Source organism: Microbacterium resistens NBRC 103078 (genome assembly GCF_001552355.1).
GTDB classification, from domain to species: Bacteria; Actinomycetota; Actinomycetes; order Actinomycetales; family Microbacteriaceae; genus Microbacterium; species Microbacterium resistens.
In genome coordinates, this window is the sequence record NZ_BCRA01000052.1 from 1 (window position 1) to 15,477 (window position 15,477).

Sequence of the window (15,477 nt, forward strand, 5' to 3'; positions counted from 1 at the left end):
TCGCGGCGCTCAGCTGAGGGTCGCGGCGACGACGCCGAGCTGCTGCCGGATCCGCTCCCCGAACGCCGCGCCGGTCACGAACGCGTCGTCCCAGCCGTTCTCGACGAGGGCGTCCCGCCAGGCGCGGGCGCGCCGCATGCGCGAGAGGTCGTCGATCCACCGCTCGCGCGCCGCGGCCCCGATCCCGGGCGGTGCGACGAAGCCCCGCCAGTTGCGGAACACCACGTCGATGCCCGACTCCGTCAAGGTGGGGACGTCGAGTCCGGCGACGCGCTCGGCGGAGGAGACCGCCACCGCCCGCACGACTCCCGCGGAGAGCTGCCTGCGCAGCTCTCCTGCTCCGCCGAACGCCAGGTCCGCCTCGCCCGTGAGCAGGCGGGAGAGCAGCTCTCCGCCACCGCTGGCGGCGGAGAGGCGGATCGCGGAGGGGTCCACGCCGGCGGCCCTGGCCACCTGCACCACGAGGAGGTGATCGGGGCCCCCGGGGGAGGAGCCGGTGCTGACCCGCAGCCCCGCCGGGTCGGCGCGCCAGGCCGCCAACGCCGCGTCGAGCGTGCGGAAGGGCGAGTCCGGGGGCACGAGGACGACCCCCGGCTCGGTGGCGACCTGGGCCAGCGGGGTGAGCGCGGCGAGCTCGTCCGTCATCCCCGAGGCCCACGCCGCTCCGACGATCCCGAGCCCCATCGCGAGCGCCAGATGCTCCTCGCCCGCGGCGGCGATCGTCCGGACGAGGCCCGGGACACCGCCTCCGCCGGGGACGTTGAACACGTCGGGCAACGGGGCGACGATGCCCTCCGTGAGCAGGATCTTCGCGGCCGTGCGCGCAGTGAGGTCGTAGCCGCCTCCGACGGCGGCGGGAACGAGGATCCGCCGTGCAGGGGAGTCGATCTCCTGGGGTCCGAGCGGAGCGCACCCGGCGAGGGCCGCCGCCGTCGCCCCCGCGACCGCACCGCGCAGTAGCGTGCGCCGGGAGAAGGACGCGGCGGGGAGGGCGGAGGACGCGGGTCGTCGCATCGTCGCCTCCTCCTGCTCGCGGCGGGATGCGCCCCGCTCGACGCCCGGTCGATCTAGGGTGGAGCACAACCGCACCCACGTCCCGCCTGGGCACACCTTATCGGGAGGGACTCCTGGCCGAACCCCGCGGGCCCGTCCGCCTCAGCCTCGCCGCGCAGCTGCTCGTGCTGCAGCTCGTGGTGCTGGCCGGTGCGCTCTCCGGCGTCCTCTACCTCTCCCTCGGCCAGTCGCTGCGGACCTTCGAGGAGCAGGAGAGCCGTCGGACCCTCTCGACAGCCGAGTCGCTCGCCGCCTCGCCGCTGCTGCGGGCGCTGCTGCCCGAGGCCGACGCCGGGGGCGCCCCTCCCGAGGCGCTGCTCGTCGCCGCCGAATCGGCCCGCGGCGTCGCGGGGCTGTCGGAGACCGCGATCGTCGACGCGGAGGGGCGCGTGGTCGCCTCGACCGACCCGACGCGAAGCGGCAAGCCGGCACCGCCCGAGATGGCGGGGGCGGAACCGGACCGGTCGTGGACCGGCACCGCCTCCCTCGAGGCGCACCCGGTGCTGTTGTCCCGGGCACCGGTCCTCGACGAGACGGGAGCCCTCATCGGCGTGGCCGTCGCGGTCCAGGACTACCCGGAGTGGCCCGAGCGGATCCGCGCGGCGGTCCCGGACCTCCTCGTCACGCTCGCCGTGTTCGGGGCCATCGGCGTCGGCGGCTCCTACCTCCTGTCGCGCCGGCTGAAGCGGCAGACGCTCGGCATGGAGCCGGGGGAGATCGCGGAGCTCGTCGAGCACCGAGAGGCGCTGATCCGCGGGGTGAAGGAGGGCGTGGTGGCCGTGGACGCGGACGGCCGCGTCTCGGTGCTCAACGAGGCGGCGCGAGAGCTCCTCGGCTGGCAGAGCGTCAGGGAGGGGCAGCGGCTCGACCAGATCGACACCGATCCCGCCGTCCGGCTCGCCCTCGCACCGAACGCCGCCGAACCCGGATCGGACGCCCCCCTCGTCGTGGCCGACCGCCTCCTCGTGGTCAACCGCCGCCCGATCCGTGCCCGTGATCGGGCCGTGGGCACGGTGACGACGCTCCGCGACCGCACGGAGCTGCTGGCGCTGGAGGAGGCGCTCGGGGCGAGCCGGACGACGACCGACCTGCTCCGTGCCCAGACCCACGAGTTCGCCAACCAGATGCACACCGTCTCAGGGCTGCTGCAGACGGGGGAGGCGGAGCAGGCTCTCCGCTACATCTCCGGCATCGCCCTCACCCGCTCGGCCATGGTGGACGCCGTGACCGAGCAGATCGCGGACCCGCCCCTCGCCGCGCTGCTCATCGCCAAGTCCTCGGTCGCGGCGGAGCGACGGGTGAGCCTGCTGCTGGACGAGGACGCACAGCTCGGCGCCGTCGCCCCTGCGCTGTCGAACGACCTGATCACGGTGGTCGGCAACCTCATCGACAACGCGTTCGACGCCGTCTCCGGGCAGGAGGCGGCAGAGGTCGACGTCGACGTCCGCGACGAGGACGGGGTGATCACCGTCACCGTGCAGGACTCCGGTCCGGGCTTCGGCGGCGTGGATCCGGAGCTGCTGATCGCGCGCGGCGTCAGCACCAAGGAGGCCGCGGACCCCGGAGGCCGGGGATACGGACTCGCCCTCGTCCGGCACGTCTGTCGCCGCAACGGGGGAGACGTGACGGGCGCGGACACGGACGGCGCGGTGTTCACCGCCACGCTCCTTCGCCGCGCCGGAGACCGTGCCGAAGGAGAGAAGAACCCGTGATCGACGTCCTCGTGGTCGACGACGACCCGACCGTCGCCGGCCTGCACGCCGGCTTCGTCGCCGACGAGCCCGGCTTCCGTGTGTGCGGCATCGCGCACACCGTCAGTGCGACGCTCGACGCTGTCGCCAAACGCGCCCCGGACCTCGTCCTCCTCGATCTGCACCTGCCCGACGGACACGGCCTGGCTCTCCTGCCGAGGCTGCGGCAGATCCGTCCCGAGCTCGACGCCATCGTCATCACCGCGGCGCGCGAGCAGCGCACGGTCGCGCAGGCGCTGCGCGGCGGCGTCGCGGGCTATCTCGTCAAGCCGTTCGAGCGTCAGGAGCTCAGCGACCGTCTGGCCCGCTACCGGGTCCACCTGCACGACGCGCCGGGAGAGGGGCTGGCCGACCAGGCCGCCGTCGACCGCGTGTTCGGCGCGGGCCCCGCCGCCGGCCGGTCCGGACGAGGACTGGCGGAGGAGACGCTGAGGGCCGTGCGCGAGGTGCTCGCCGCCGCGGAGGAGGACCTGTCCGCGCAGGAGGCGGCCGACCGGATCGGGATCTCGCGGGTGAGCGCCCGGCGCTATCTGGAGCACCTGCACGAGCGTGGCGAGGTCCGGGTGCGGCTGCGCTACGGTGCGGGGCGCCCGGAGCGGCGCTACCTGCTCCCGTGACGCGAGGACCCCGCGTTCCGGCGAACGGGAACGCGGGGTCCGGGTCACGGCTCAGGCGTCGGCGGTCTCCTTCTCGGGTGCGGCGACGGGAGCGGCCGTCTTCCGCGTCCGGATCCGGCCCACCACCGAGATCGCGAGCGCCCCGAGCAGGAGCGCGTAGATCACGAGCGGGATCGGACCGGCGACGAACGTCCCGTAGTCGCCGCCGGAGCTCAGCAGCGCGTCACGCATGCTGGTCTCTGCGAGCGGTCCGAGCACCATGCCGATCAGCAGCGGCGCCAGCGGGACTCCGAAGCGGCGCATGGCGAACCCGAGCACACCGACGCCCAGCAGCAACAGGAGCTCGAAGGACGACGAGGACGTCGCGAACACGCCCAGGCCGCACATCAGCGCGATGCCCCCGTAGAGGTACGGGCGCGGGATCAGCAGGAGCTTCGCCCACAGCTGCGCGAACGGCAGGTTGAGGATGAGCAGTACGACCATGGCCAGGAAGAAGCTCGCGAGCAGCCCCCACACCAGTTCGGGTGCGCGTTCGAACAGCAGCGGTCCCGGCTGCAGTCCGTACTGGCGGAAGGCGGCGAGCATGATCGCGGCCGTGGCCGACACGGGCAGCCCGAGCGCGAGCAGCGCGCCCATCGCGGTCCCGGTGGTCGCGTTGCCCGCCGCCTCCGGGGCGGCGAGACCGCGGATCGCACCGCGTCCGAACTGCGGGTCCTTGCGCCGCTTGTCCAACGCCTTCTCCGCCGAATAGGCGATGAAGGTCGGCACGTCCGCACCGCCGACGGGGATCACGCCGAACGGCAGCCCGATCCCGGTCCCGCGCAGCCAGGCCGGCATCGCCTCCCGGAACTCCGCTCGGCTGAGGAACGGTCGTCCCTTGCTGCGCAGGATCCGCGACGTGGGGTCGCGGCGGATCCGGCTGGCGATGTGGAACACCTCGCCGAGCGCCAGGATCGCCACCGTCACGGTCACGAGCGAGACGCCGTCGAACAGCTGCGGGACGCCGAAGCTGAAGCGCTCCGCCCCCGAGACCGAGTCGATCCCGATCGTGGCGAGCCCCAGGCCCAGGATGAGCGCCGCGATGCCCTTGAGCACGGAGTCGGCGACCACCGAGGAGGTGGCGATGAAGGCGAACAGCGCGAGGGCGAAGTACTCGGCCGGTCCGAACGCGCTGGACAGCGCGGCGAGAGCCGGGGCCAGGAAGACCACGACGACACAGGACACCATGCCGCCGATGAAGGCGCCGATGGCCGCGGTGGCCAGGGCCTGGGGAGCCCGGCCCGCACGCGCCATCTTGTGCCCCTCGAACGTGGAGGCGATCGACGATGCCTGTCCCGGGGTGTTGAGCAGGATCGCCATGGTGGAGTCGCCGAACAGCCCGCCGAAGTACACGCCCGCGAACATGATGAACGCGGCCGTCGGATCGAGCGCGAACGTCATCGGCAGCAGCAGCGCCACGGCCATGGACGACCCCAGCCCGGGCAGCACGCCGACCGCGGTGCCGAGGAGGCAGCCGACGACGACGAACAGCAGGTTCATCGGGGTGAACGCGTGCGCGAACCCCTCCATCAGCATTCCGATCGCATCCATCACAGACCTCCCAGGACGCCGGACGGCAGGTCCAGACCCAGCGCGACGCCGAACGCCAGGTAGACGAGGCTCGACATCATCAGCGCGATGACCGCGTCGAGCAGGGGTTTGCGGGAGCCCATCGCCCGCGCCACGCACCAGAACAGCAGCGCCCCGGCGAGGATCCATCCCGCGGGCACGAGCAGCAGCGAGAACGCGAGGAACCCGCCGGCCGCCCACGCGACGCACACCCAGTCGGAGAAGAACCGGTACTTCACCCGGGCGGCGGCCTCCGCCTCGGCCCGGGCGGAGTCCGACACCTCGTCGAACTCGCTGTAGGTCGCGGGCTCGGCCGGCTCCGGAGTGCGGATGTACTGGAGTGCGAGCAGGACCGAGACGACGAACCCGGCGATCGCGATGAGTGCCGGGAAGAAGGCCGGCCCGGGCGCGGAGGCGCCCTCGGGGACCTGCATCGTGAGGATCCCGACCGTGAGATAGGCCGAGAAGGCGAAGAGGATGGCGGGGATCACGAGCCCCGCGCGCCCGGTCCACCACGAGGTCCTGGCCGTGGCGGCGGCAGCGGTGTCGACAGCGGTCACAGTCCCAGCTCCTTCACGAGTGCGGCGGTGCGCTCCTGGTCCTCGACGAGGAACCTCTCGAGCTCCTCGCCGTCGAGGTACGAGTCCACCCATTTGTTCCGGGCGAGCGCATCCGCCCACGCGTCGGACTCGGCCGTCTCCCGGACGATCTGACGCACGGCCTCGAACTGCTCGTCCGAGATGCCGGGATGGGCCAGCAGGCCCCGCCAGTTGACGAGGTTCACGCCGTATCCCTCCTCCTCGAACGTCGGGATGTCGACGCCGGGCAGTCGCTGCGGCGCGGAGATCGCCAGCACCTTCACCCGGCCGGCCTCGACCTGGTCGGCGACCTCGTTGTAGCCCGTGACGGCGACGTCCGCGGTGTCCGACATGAGGGTCTGGATCGCCTCGCCGCCCCCGGACTTCGGGATGTACGTGATCTCCGCCGGCGGGATGTCCTGCACCTGGGCGAACTGGGCGATGAGCAGGTGGTCGATCGACCCGGCGGATCCGCCGGTGAAGCGGATCCCGCGATGGTCGGCGTCCCACGCCGCGGCGAAGTCGTCCACCGTGTCCCACGGCGCATCCGCGCGCACGACGAACACCGAGTAGTCCTCGGCGATGCGGGCGATCGGGCGGACGTCGGAGAGATCGACCGAGGAGCGGTTCAGCACGATCCCGCCGAGCATGGCGGCGCCGGTGGCCAGCAGCGTGTTGGCCGTCGGCTCCATGCCGGTGAAGGCGCTGAGGCCGATGGTCCCGCCGGCACCCGGGATGTTCACGACCTGCACGTTGTTCGCGATGCCGTCGATCCGCATGGCCTGCTGCTGCTCCCGGGCGAAGCCGTCCCAGCCGCCGCCGACGCCCGCCGGCGCGATGAGCGTCAGCGAGGAGCGCGGGTCTGCGCCCGTGCTGCCGGAGGCGAAGGAGAAGGCCGTGGCCGCCACGATGGAGGACACCGCGATCACGGCGAACGCGGCACGTCCGACGATCCGGGGCCAGCGGCGGGGCGGCCTCTCCGCGGGGAGGACCCCGGTGTACACGGCCACCGCCGGGTCGTTCTGCAGGCCCGCGTCGGCGCGGGGCTCTGAGTGCATCATCTGTCCTTTCAGAGGATGAACGAGGGCGGATCCTCGATGACCCGCCCACCCAGGGTGCGTCGCGCGGCGGCGGCGCGCATAGCTTTCGTAAGTTGCGTCAACCGGACGGCCGGCGCTCGCTAGCCTGGGAAGCGGAATCCGACCCCGAGGAGGAGCACCATGCCCGCTGCCGAGTTCGTCGTCGTCGCCAATCGTCTTCCCGTCGACCGGGTGGTGAGTGGGGACGGCGAGGAGTCCTGGCGGCGCTCGCCGGGAGGACTCGTGGCCGCGCTCGAACCCGTCATGCACGATGTGGACGGCGCCTGGGTGGGGTGGGCGGGGCAGCCCGACCTGGATCTCGCCCCGTTCGAGATCGACGGGATCCGTCTGATCCCGGTCACGCTCTCGTCGACCGACGTCGAGGAGTACTACGAGGGCTTCGCGAACGACACGATCTGGCCGCTGTACCACGACGTGATCGCGCCGCCGCAGTATCACCGGGAGTGGTGGGACGCCTACGTCCGCGTGAACCGGCGCTTCGCCGAGGCGGCGGCGAAGGCGGTCTCGGACGGCGGGACGGTCTGGGTGCACGACTACCAGCTCCAGCTCGTCCCGCAGCTGCTGCGCGAGCTGCGTCCCGATCTCACCATCGGCTACTTCCACCACATCCCGTTCCCCGCCCACGGGCTCTACGCGCAGCTTCCCTGGCGCGATCAGGTGCTCCAGGGACTGCTCGGCGCCGATGTCATCGGCTTCCAGCGGGCACAGGACGCGACGTACTTCCTCACGGCGGTCCGGCGGAGGCTGAAGCACGAGATCAAGGCCTCCACGGTCTCCGTGCCGGTGCCCGGCGGGGGGACGCGCCCGGTCGTCGCCCGGTCGTTCCCCATCTCGATCGACACCCGGCCGTACCGCGAGCTCGCCGCGCGTCCGGACATCCAGGCCCGCGCCGCGGAGATCCGGGAGGGGCTCGGAAACCCCAAGCGGATCCTGCTCGGCGTGGACCGGCTGGACTACACGAAGGGCATCCGGCACCGCATCAAGGCGTTCGGCGAGCTCCTCGACCAGGGCCGCCTCTCCGTCGAGGACTGCACCTTCGTCCAGGTCGCGAGCCCGAGCCGCGAGCGGGTGGACGCCTACGTGCACCTGCGCGACGAGATCGAGCTCGCGGTCGCCAGGATCAACGGCAACCACGACACCATGGACCACACCGCCATCCGCTACCTGCACCAGGGGCACCCCCGGGAGGAGATGGTCGCGCTCTACCTGGCCGCCGACGTGATGCTCGTGACGGCGCTGCGCGACGGGATGAACCTCGTGGCGAAGGAGTACGTCGCCACGCGCGCCGACAACCGCGGCGTGCTCGTGCTGAGCGAGTTCACCGGTGCCGCGGACGAGCTGCGCCAGGCCGTGCGGGTCAACCCCCACGACATCGAAGGCCTCAAGGACGCGATCATGACGGCGGTGGAGATGCCGGCGGCCGAGCAGGGGCGTCGCATGCGCGCGCTGCGCAAGCGCGTGCTGGAGAACGACGTCACGGCGTGGTCCTCGGCGTTCCTCACGGCTCTCGGGGAGGTGCGCGCCGCCCGCGGCTGAGACGGGCCTCATAGCATGGGGTGATGAGCCAGCCCGCGTCCTCCCCGCCCCGACTCAACGTCAAGGTCCCCGACGACCGGGTCGCCGGCCACTACGCCGACTTCGCCGGCGTCTGGCACACCAGCGAGACCTTCGTGCTCGACTTCCTCGCCCTCTCTCAGCCGATGCGTCCGGATCCCGAGAACGCCGGGCAGACGGTCGCCGATGCGGAGCTCGTCAGCCGCGTGCGGGTCCCGGCCGCGCAGGTGTGGGAGATCATGAAGGCGCTGGAGAAGCAGTACAGCGCGTGGGAGGCCGAGCAGGGCCGTCGATAGGCGGGACGTCGTCCTCAGACGCGCTCGACGGGCTGGCGCAGGAGTGTGCGCAGACGCGCGGGCGCGGTCCGCCGGGCGTCGCTGAAGTAGACCTCGTGATGGATGCCTGTCCGTCGCAGTCTCTCGCCCGGGATGATCTCGTCGTGCATCCGTTCCAGGACGGGCCCCTCATCGTCGTACGGCCCGAGGTGCAGCGTCTGCACGCAGAGCCCCTCCTCGAGTGTCTCCAGACGCACGTCGTCGATGCGGGGCGGGGCCTTCTTCGCACGGACGGCGGCGAGAGCCTCCTCGAACGCCTCCCGTCCGATCCAGTCGGGGGTGAGGATCATCAGCGTCCAGTCCCACTGGGACTTGTCGCGGCGGGCGGTGAACGTCTCCATGTCCTCCGCCCACCACAGTCCCTCCAGGGGCGGGACGACGTAGTCCCGCCCCAGCACGCGCTTGCTGGCGAACTTCAGCGCGTAGGCGAGCGGATAGAGCGCCTCGATCCCCGAGGCGTAGTCAGGGGAGACGTTGGGATCGCCGTGTCCGTCCACCATCAGGTACTGCAGAGGCGGCACGTCAACGACACGGAACTCGCCGCGGCGCGCCCGGTACGCGTCCAGGGTCTTGACCAGGTCGGCCTTTCCGGCCGGGCGGCCGGTGACGGGGCGCTCGGGGCTCATGAGGACAGCCGAGCACAGCGGGCGCCCGGCCGCAACGTCACCGTGCGCGGGAATGGGAGAGTCCGTGAGCGCAGGGTCCCCGGACGCGTCGCGGGACCGGCACGGGATACTGGAACCGACCGCTTGCGAACACGGAGGAACGATGACCCGCCCTTGGACGCCCGAGACCGCCGACCATGCGCTGACTGCGCTCGCCCGGACCCCGAGGCTGCTCGTCGCGCTCGACTTCGACGGGACGGCGTCTCCGCACGTCGACGACCCGATGTCGGCGCGCGCGCTCCCGGAGGTGGCCGAGGCGGTCGCGCGGCTGGCCGCGCTGCCGGACACGACGGTCGCGTACGTCTCCGGGCGCAGCCTCCACCACCTCCGCGAGATCGCGGAGCACGCCGACGACTCGCGGCTGGCGCTCGCGGGGTCGCACGGCGTGCAGTACTGGTTCCCGGGAGAGGCCGGCGGCGACGATGACGCGGCGCTCGCCGAGCCGGACGGGCGCGGCGAGATCGAGGCCGAGGTGCAGGAGCTCATCCGCCCGATCCCGGGCATCGACTTCGAGCCCAAGAGCCTCGGGTTCGGCGTCCACGCCCGCCGCGCGACGCAGGGGGACGAGGACCGCGCGTTCGCCCTCGTGGACGAATGGGCCGCGCGGCGGATCCCGCGCTGGCGGCGTCGGACCGGCCACCACATCCGGGAGTTCTCCTGGCGCAGCGAGGGCAAGGACGCCGCGATCGCGCGGCTGCGGGAGCACTACGGTGCCACCGCCGTGCTGTTCGCCGGCGACGACGTCACCGACGAGGACGCCATGCGCACGCTCGGTCCCGAGGACGTCGGAGTCCGCGTCGGCCCGGGCGAGACGGCCGCGGTCCTTCGTGTGGAGGATCCACAAGGGATGGGCCTGCTCCTCGGCGTTCTCGCGCACGAGAGGGCGTCGGCGCAGGAATAGACTGCGAGCATGTCCCCGAACGAGCCTTCCACCGGCGCGCTCGCCGCGCGCTCAGACATCGACATCAAGCCCCGCAGCCGCGTCGTCACCGACGGCATCGAGGCCACGACCTCGCGCGGCATGCTCCGTGCCGTCGGCATGGGCGACGCGGACTGGGACAAGCCCCAGATCGGCATCGCGTCGAGCTGGAACGAGATCACGCCGTGCAACCTGAGCCTGGACCGGCTCGCCCAGGGGGCGAAGGAGGGCGTGCACGCGGGAGGCGGATACCCGCTGCAGTTCGGCACGATCTCCGTCTCCGACGGCATCTCGATGGGGCACGAGGGGATGCACTTCTCCCTCGTCTCCCGCGAGGTCATCGCCGACTCGGTCGAGACGGTGATGATGGCCGAGCGCCTCGACGGGTCCGTGCTGCTCGCCGGGTGCGACAAGTCGATCCCCGGCATGCTCATGGCCAGCGCCCGGCTCAACCTCTCCAGCGTCTTCCTCTACGCCGGGTCGATCGCCCCGGGCTGGGTGAAGCTGTCCGACGGGACGGAGAAGGACATCACGATCATCGACTCCTTCGAGGGCGTCGGCGCGTGCCTGTCCGGCCGGATGAGCGAGGAGGACCTCAAGCGGATCGAGTGCGCGTTCGCGCCCGGTGAGGGCGCGTGCGGCGGCATGTACACGGCGAACACGATGGCGTCCGTCGCCGAGGCGCTCGGCCTGAGCCTTCCGGGCTCCGCCGCGCCGCCGTCCGCGGACCGCCGCCGTGACCAGTTCGCGCACCGCTCCGGCGAGGCCGTGGTGAACCTGCTGCGCCTGGGGATCACGACCGGGGACATCCTCACGCCCGAGGCGTTCGAGAACGCTGTGGCGCTCGCGATGGCGCTGGGCGGCTCGACCAACGTGGTGCTCCACCTGCTCGCGATCGCCCGCGAGGCCGGGGTCGACCTCACCCTGCACGACTTCAACCGGATCGGCGACAAGGTGCCGCACGTGGGCGACCTCAAGCCGTTCGGCCAGTTCGTGATGAACGACGTCGACCGTCACGGCGGGATCCCCGTCATCATGAAGGCGATGCTGGACGAGGGGCTGCTCCACGGCGACGCGCTGACCGTCACCGGCAAGACCCTCGCCGAGAACCTGCGCGAGCTGGACCCGCAGCCGGTCGACGGCACCGTCATCCGTCGCTTCGACGACCCGATCCACGCCACCGGCGGCCTGACGATCCTGCACGGCAGCCTCGCGCCGGAGGGCGCCGTGGTGAAGACGGCCGGCTTCGACGCCGCCGTGTTCGAGGGGCCCGCGCGGGTGTTCGAGCGCGAGCGCGCGGCGATGGACGCGCTGGAAGCCGGAGAGATCAGCGCCGGCGACGTCGTGGTCATCCGCTACGAGGGACCCAAGGGCGGCCCCGGCATGCGGGAGATGCTGGCGATCACCGCGGCCATCAAGGGCGCGGGGCTCGGAAAAGATGTACTACTCTTGACGGACGGACGATTCTCAGGCGGCACAACCGGCCTGTGCATCGGCCACATAGCACCCGAAGCGGTGGACGCCGGTCCCATCGCCTTCGTGCGCGATGGTGATCTGATTCGGGTCGATATCGCGGCTCGGACTCTCGACCTACTCGTCGAGGAGGCCGAGCTGAGCTCCCGCCGGGAAGGCTGGGAGCCGCTTCCTCCGCGCTACACCCGAGGCGTTCTTGCCAAGTACTCCCGACTCGTGCGCTCCGCCGCCGAAGGAGCCACGACGGGCTGAGGCCCGCGCCGCCGGTCCGGCGGCGCCCACCCCGTCATCCGATCATCGATCGCAAGGAATCCCATGACCGCTGACTCCGCGCCGGCCGTGCCACGGCCGCCCGCCCGTCCTGCAGCCGCTCCCGAACTGACGGGAGCCCAAGCCGTCGTCCGTTCCCTCGAGCTCCTCGGGGTCACGGATGTCTTCGGCATCCCCGGCGGCGCCATCATGGAGGTCTACGACCCCCTGCTGGACTCCACCGGCGTCCGCCACATCCTCGTCCGTCACGAGCAGGGCGGCGGTCACGCCGCCGAGGGCTATGCGACCGCCTCGGGCCGGGTGGGCGTCACGATCGCCACCTCCGGGCCCGGCGCGACCAACCTCGTCACGGCGATCGCCGACGCCTACATGGACTCGATCCCGATCGTGGCGATCACCGGCCAGGTGTTCTCCACGCTGATGGGCACCGACGCGTTCCAGGAGGCCGACATCGTGGGCATCACGATGCCGGTGACGAAGCACTCCTTCCTCGTCAAGCGCGCCGAGGACATCCCCGGCGCCATCGCCGCCGCCTTCGAGGTGGCCAGCACCGGGCGCCCCGGCCCGGTCCTCGTGGACATCACCAAGGACGCGCAGCAGGCCAAGGCTCCGTTCGTCTGGCCGCCGAAGTACGACCTGCCCGGGTACCGCCCGGTGACGAAGGCGCACGGAAAGCAGATCCAGGCGGCCGCCGCGCTGCTGGCCGAGTCCCGCAAGCCCGTGCTGTACGTCGGCGGCGGCATCGTCCGCGGCCGTGCCTCGGCGGAGCTGAAGGAGCTCGCCGAGTCGACGGGCGCGCCCGTCGTGACGACGCTCATGGCGCGCGGCGCGTTCCCGGACTCGCACCCGCAGCACCTCGGCATGCCGGGGATGCACGGGACGGTTCCCGCGGTCCTCGCGCTCCAGGAGGCGGACTTGCTGCTCGCCGTCGGGACGCGCTTCGACGACCGCGTGACGGGCAAGGCCGCGCTGTTCGCCCCGAACGCGAAGGTCGTGCACGTCGACATCGATCCGGCCGAGATCTCCAAGATCCGCACCGCCGACGTGCCGATCGTGGGCGACGTGAAGGACGTCCTGACGGACCTGGACGCGGCGTTCCGCGGCCTCACCGGCGGCCAGAAGCCCGACATCGAGGAGTGGTGGTCGTACCTCGACGGCCTCCGCACCGAGTTCCCGCTCGGCTTCTCGCCGACGACGGACGGCCTGCTCGCGCCGCAGCACGTGATCCAGCGCATCGGCGAGCTCACCGGACCCGAGGCGGTCTACGCCGCCGGGGTCGGGCAGCACCAGATGTGGGCGGCGCAGTTCATCAAGTACGAGCGCCCCAACTCCTGGCTCAACTCCGGGGGAGCGGGCACCATGGGGTACGCGGTGCCGGCGGCCATGGGCGCGAAGGTGGCCGAGCCCGACCGCGTGGTGTGGGCGATCGACGGCGACGGATGCTTCCAGATGACCAACCAGGAGCTCGCGACCTGCGTCATCAACAACATCCCGATCAAGGTCGCGATCATCAACAACTCCTCGCTCGGCATGGTCCGGCAGTGGCAGACGCTCTTCTACGACGGCCGTCACTCCAACACGGACCTCAACACGGGCCACGGCTCGGTCCGCGTTCCCGACTTCGTGAAGCTCGCGGAGGCCTACGGCTGCCTCGGGATCCGGGTGGAGAAGGAGGAGGAGATCGACGCCGCGATCACCCTCGCCCTCGAGACGAACGACCGCCCCGTCGTGATCGACTTCGTCGTGAGCGCGGACTCGATGGTGTGGCCGATGGTGCCGCAGGGGGTCAGCAACAGCTATGTCCAGTACGCGCGCGACCACGCGCCGGCGTTCGATGAGGAGGACTGAGACGTGTCCACCCATGTGCTGAGCCTCCTCGTCGAGGACACCCCCGGTCTGCTGACCCGCGTCGCCGGGCTCTTCGCCCGTCGCGGCTTCAACATCGAGTCCCTCGCGGTGGGCGTGACCGAGGTGCCCGGCATCTCGCGCATCACGGTCGTCGTGGACGTCGAGGACCTGCCGCTCGAGCAGGTGACGAAGCAGCTGAACAAGCTCATCAACGTCATCAAGATCGTCGAGCTGGACCCGGCCGCCTCCGTGCACCGCGAACACGTGCTGGTCAAGGTCCGCACGGACAACGCCAACCGCTCCAACGTGCTGGAGGTCGTCAACCTCTTCCGCGCGTCGGTGGTCGACTACGCCCCCGATGCGCTGGTGATCGAGGTCACCGGCGACAAGGGCAAGGTCGAGGCGCTGCTTCGGGCCCTGGAGCCGTTCGGCATCAAGGAGCTCGCCCAGTCCGGGCTGCTCGCGATCGGCCGCGGCAGCAAGAGCATCACCGAGCGCGTCCTGCGCGGCTGACCCTCCCACACGCTCAGGGGCCCTGGGCCCCGAACCAACCACTATCAAGGAGAAAGACAAAGTGAGCACCGAGATCTTCTACGACGACGACGCGGACCTGTCCATCATCCAGGGCAAGAAGGTCGCGATCGTCGGCTACGGCTCGCAGGGTCACGCGCACGCGATGAACCTGCGCGACTCCGGCGTCGAGGTCGCGATCGCCCTCAAGGAGGGCTCGAAGTCGATCGCCAAGGCGGAGGAGGCCGGCTTCCCGGTCAAGAACGTCGCGGACGCCACCGCCTGGGCCGACCTCATCATGATCCTGGCGCCCGACCAGCACCAGCGCGGGATCTACGCCGACGCGATCGCGCCGAACCTGACCGCGGGCAAGACCCTGGCCTTCGCCCACGGCTTCAACATCCGCTTCGGCTACATCGACGCGCCCGAGGGCGTGGACGTCATCCTCGTCGCGCCGAAGGCGCCCGGTCACACCGTGCGTCGCGAGTTCGTCGCCGGCCGCGGCATCCCGGACATCATCGCGGTCGAGCGCGACGCCTCCGGCAACGCCTGGGCCACCGCGCTGTCCTACGCGAAGGCGATCGGCGGCACCCGCGCCGGCGTCATCAAGACGACCTTCACCGAGGAGACCGAGACCGACCTGTTCGGCGAGCAGGCCGTGCTGTGCGGCGGCATGAGCCACCTCGTCCAGGCGGGCTTCGAGACGCTGGTCGAGGCCGGCTACCAGCCGCAGATCGCCTACTTCGAGGTGCTGCACGAGCTGAAGCTCATCGTGGACCTCATGTGGGAGGGCGGCATCGCCAAGCAGCGCTGGTCGATCTCCGACACGGCCGAGTTCGGCGACTACGTCTCGGGCCCGCGCGTCATCGACGCCGGGGTGAAGGAGCGGATGAAGGACGTGCTGGCGGACATCCAGTCCGGCGCCTTCGCCACGCGCTTCATCGAGGACCAGGACAACGGCGCGGCGGAGTTCCTCGCCCTTCGCGAGAAGGAGCAGGGGCACCCGATCGAGGCCACGGGCAAGGAGCTGCGCGCCCTGTTCGCCTGGCAGCAGACGGACGAGGACTACGTCGAGGGCAGCGCTGCGCGCTGACCTCGACGTCGTCCGCGAGGACGGTGCTGGTCGGGGCGCGGAGCGCCCGCCGGCCCTTCGGGCCTGGGTCGAGGGCAGCGCTGCGCGCTGACCCTTCCCCCCC

At 71.5% G+C, this 15,477-nt stretch carries 14 protein-coding genes; 9 read left to right on the forward strand and 5 right to left on the reverse strand.

Annotation, left to right across the window (positions count from 1 at the left end):
- Positions 1-9 precede the first annotated feature (9 nt).
- Positions 10-1,014, reverse strand: coding sequence for a tripartite tricarboxylate transporter substrate binding protein (locus MR1_RS09935; protein WP_067245715.1), 1,005 nt, complete (start codon positions 1,012-1,014; stop codon positions 10-12).
- Positions 1,015-1,178: 164 nt separating this feature from the next.
- On the opposite strand from MR1_RS09935, the gene MR1_RS09940 reads away from it, so the two are divergent.
- Positions 1,179-2,765 (forward strand): sensor histidine kinase, encoded by a 1,587-nt coding sequence (locus tag MR1_RS09940; protein ID WP_067245718.1) that lies wholly within the window; start codon positions 1,179-1,181, stop codon positions 2,763-2,765.
- Complete coding sequence (locus MR1_RS09945; protein ID WP_067245722.1) at positions 2,762-3,421, forward strand: response regulator; 660 nt, start codon at positions 2,762-2,764, stop codon at positions 3,419-3,421. The genes MR1_RS09940 and MR1_RS09945 overlap by 4 nt, the downstream gene beginning before the upstream one ends.
- 51 nt (positions 3,422-3,472) lie before the next feature.
- Here the strand turns inward: MR1_RS09945 and MR1_RS09950 are convergent, their stop codons facing one another.
- The 3 genes from MR1_RS09950 to MR1_RS19350 are packed head-to-tail and all read right to left on the reverse strand — an operon-like array spanning position 3,473 to position 6,665.
- Complete coding sequence (locus MR1_RS09950) at positions 3,473-5,011, reverse strand: tripartite tricarboxylate transporter permease (RefSeq protein WP_067245725.1); 1,539 nt, start codon at positions 5,009-5,011, stop codon at positions 3,473-3,475.
- Positions 5,011-5,589 carry a tripartite tricarboxylate transporter TctB family protein gene (locus MR1_RS19715; protein ID WP_067245728.1) on the reverse strand — a complete coding sequence of 193 codons (579 nt, stop codon included), beginning with the start codon at positions 5,587-5,589 and terminating at the stop codon, positions 5,011-5,013. Before MR1_RS19715 ends, MR1_RS09950 begins: the two co-directional genes overlap by 1 nt.
- Positions 5,586-6,665 (reverse strand): Bug family tripartite tricarboxylate transporter substrate binding protein, encoded by a 1,080-nt coding sequence (locus MR1_RS19350; protein WP_157518010.1) that lies wholly within the window; start codon positions 6,663-6,665, stop codon positions 5,586-5,588. Before MR1_RS19350 ends, MR1_RS19715 begins: the two co-directional genes overlap by 4 nt.
- Before the next feature lie 162 nt (positions 6,666-6,827).
- Here MR1_RS19350 and MR1_RS09965 point away from each other — a divergent pair, with 162 nt between their 5' ends.
- Positions 6,828-8,243 carry an alpha,alpha-trehalose-phosphate synthase (UDP-forming) gene (locus tag MR1_RS09965; RefSeq protein ID WP_067245731.1) on the forward strand — a complete coding sequence of 472 codons (1,416 nt, stop codon included), beginning with the start codon at positions 6,828-6,830 and terminating at the stop codon, positions 8,241-8,243.
- A gap of 23 nt (positions 8,244-8,266) precedes the next feature.
- Positions 8,267-8,557 carry a DUF3467 domain-containing protein gene (locus MR1_RS09970; RefSeq protein ID WP_067245735.1) on the forward strand — a complete coding sequence of 97 codons (291 nt, stop codon included), beginning with the start codon at positions 8,267-8,269 and terminating at the stop codon, positions 8,555-8,557.
- 14 nt (positions 8,558-8,571) lie between these two features.
- Here MR1_RS09970 and MR1_RS09975 read toward each other — a convergent pair whose 3' ends face one another.
- Positions 8,572-9,222 (reverse strand): GyrI-like domain-containing protein, encoded by a 651-nt coding sequence (locus MR1_RS09975; protein ID WP_067245738.1) that lies wholly within the window; start codon positions 9,220-9,222, stop codon positions 8,572-8,574.
- Positions 9,223-9,364: 142 nt separating this feature from the next.
- On the opposite strand from MR1_RS09975, the gene otsB reads away from it, so the two are divergent.
- The 5 genes from otsB to ilvC all read left to right on the forward strand — a co-directional run bounded on the left by otsB (position 9,365) and on the right by ilvC (position 15,374).
- Positions 9,365-10,162: a trehalose-phosphatase gene (gene otsB, locus MR1_RS09980; RefSeq protein WP_067245741.1), complete on the forward strand. Its 798-nt coding sequence runs from the start codon at positions 9,365-9,367 to the stop codon at positions 10,160-10,162.
- A 9-nt stretch (positions 10,163-10,171) separates the two neighbouring features.
- The gene (gene ilvD, locus MR1_RS09985) at positions 10,172-11,905 is read left to right on the forward strand and encodes a dihydroxy-acid dehydratase (protein ID WP_067245744.1); all 1,734 of its coding nucleotides are present in this window, start codon (positions 10,172-10,174) and stop codon (positions 11,903-11,905) included.
- 63 nt (positions 11,906-11,968) lie between these two features.
- A complete protein-coding gene (locus MR1_RS09990; protein WP_067245747.1) occupies positions 11,969-13,771 on the forward strand; it encodes an acetolactate synthase large subunit in 1,803 nt (600 codons plus the stop codon).
- A gap of 3 nt (positions 13,772-13,774) precedes the next feature.
- Positions 13,775-14,284 carry an acetolactate synthase small subunit gene (gene ilvN, locus MR1_RS09995; RefSeq protein WP_067245751.1) on the forward strand — a complete coding sequence of 170 codons (510 nt, stop codon included), beginning with the start codon at positions 13,775-13,777 and terminating at the stop codon, positions 14,282-14,284.
- 61 nt (positions 14,285-14,345) lie between these two features.
- The gene (gene ilvC, locus MR1_RS10000; RefSeq protein ID WP_067245754.1) at positions 14,346-15,374 is read left to right on the forward strand and encodes a ketol-acid reductoisomerase; all 1,029 of its coding nucleotides are present in this window, start codon (positions 14,346-14,348) and stop codon (positions 15,372-15,374) included.
- The last annotated feature ends 103 nt before the right edge of the window (positions 15,375-15,477 follow it).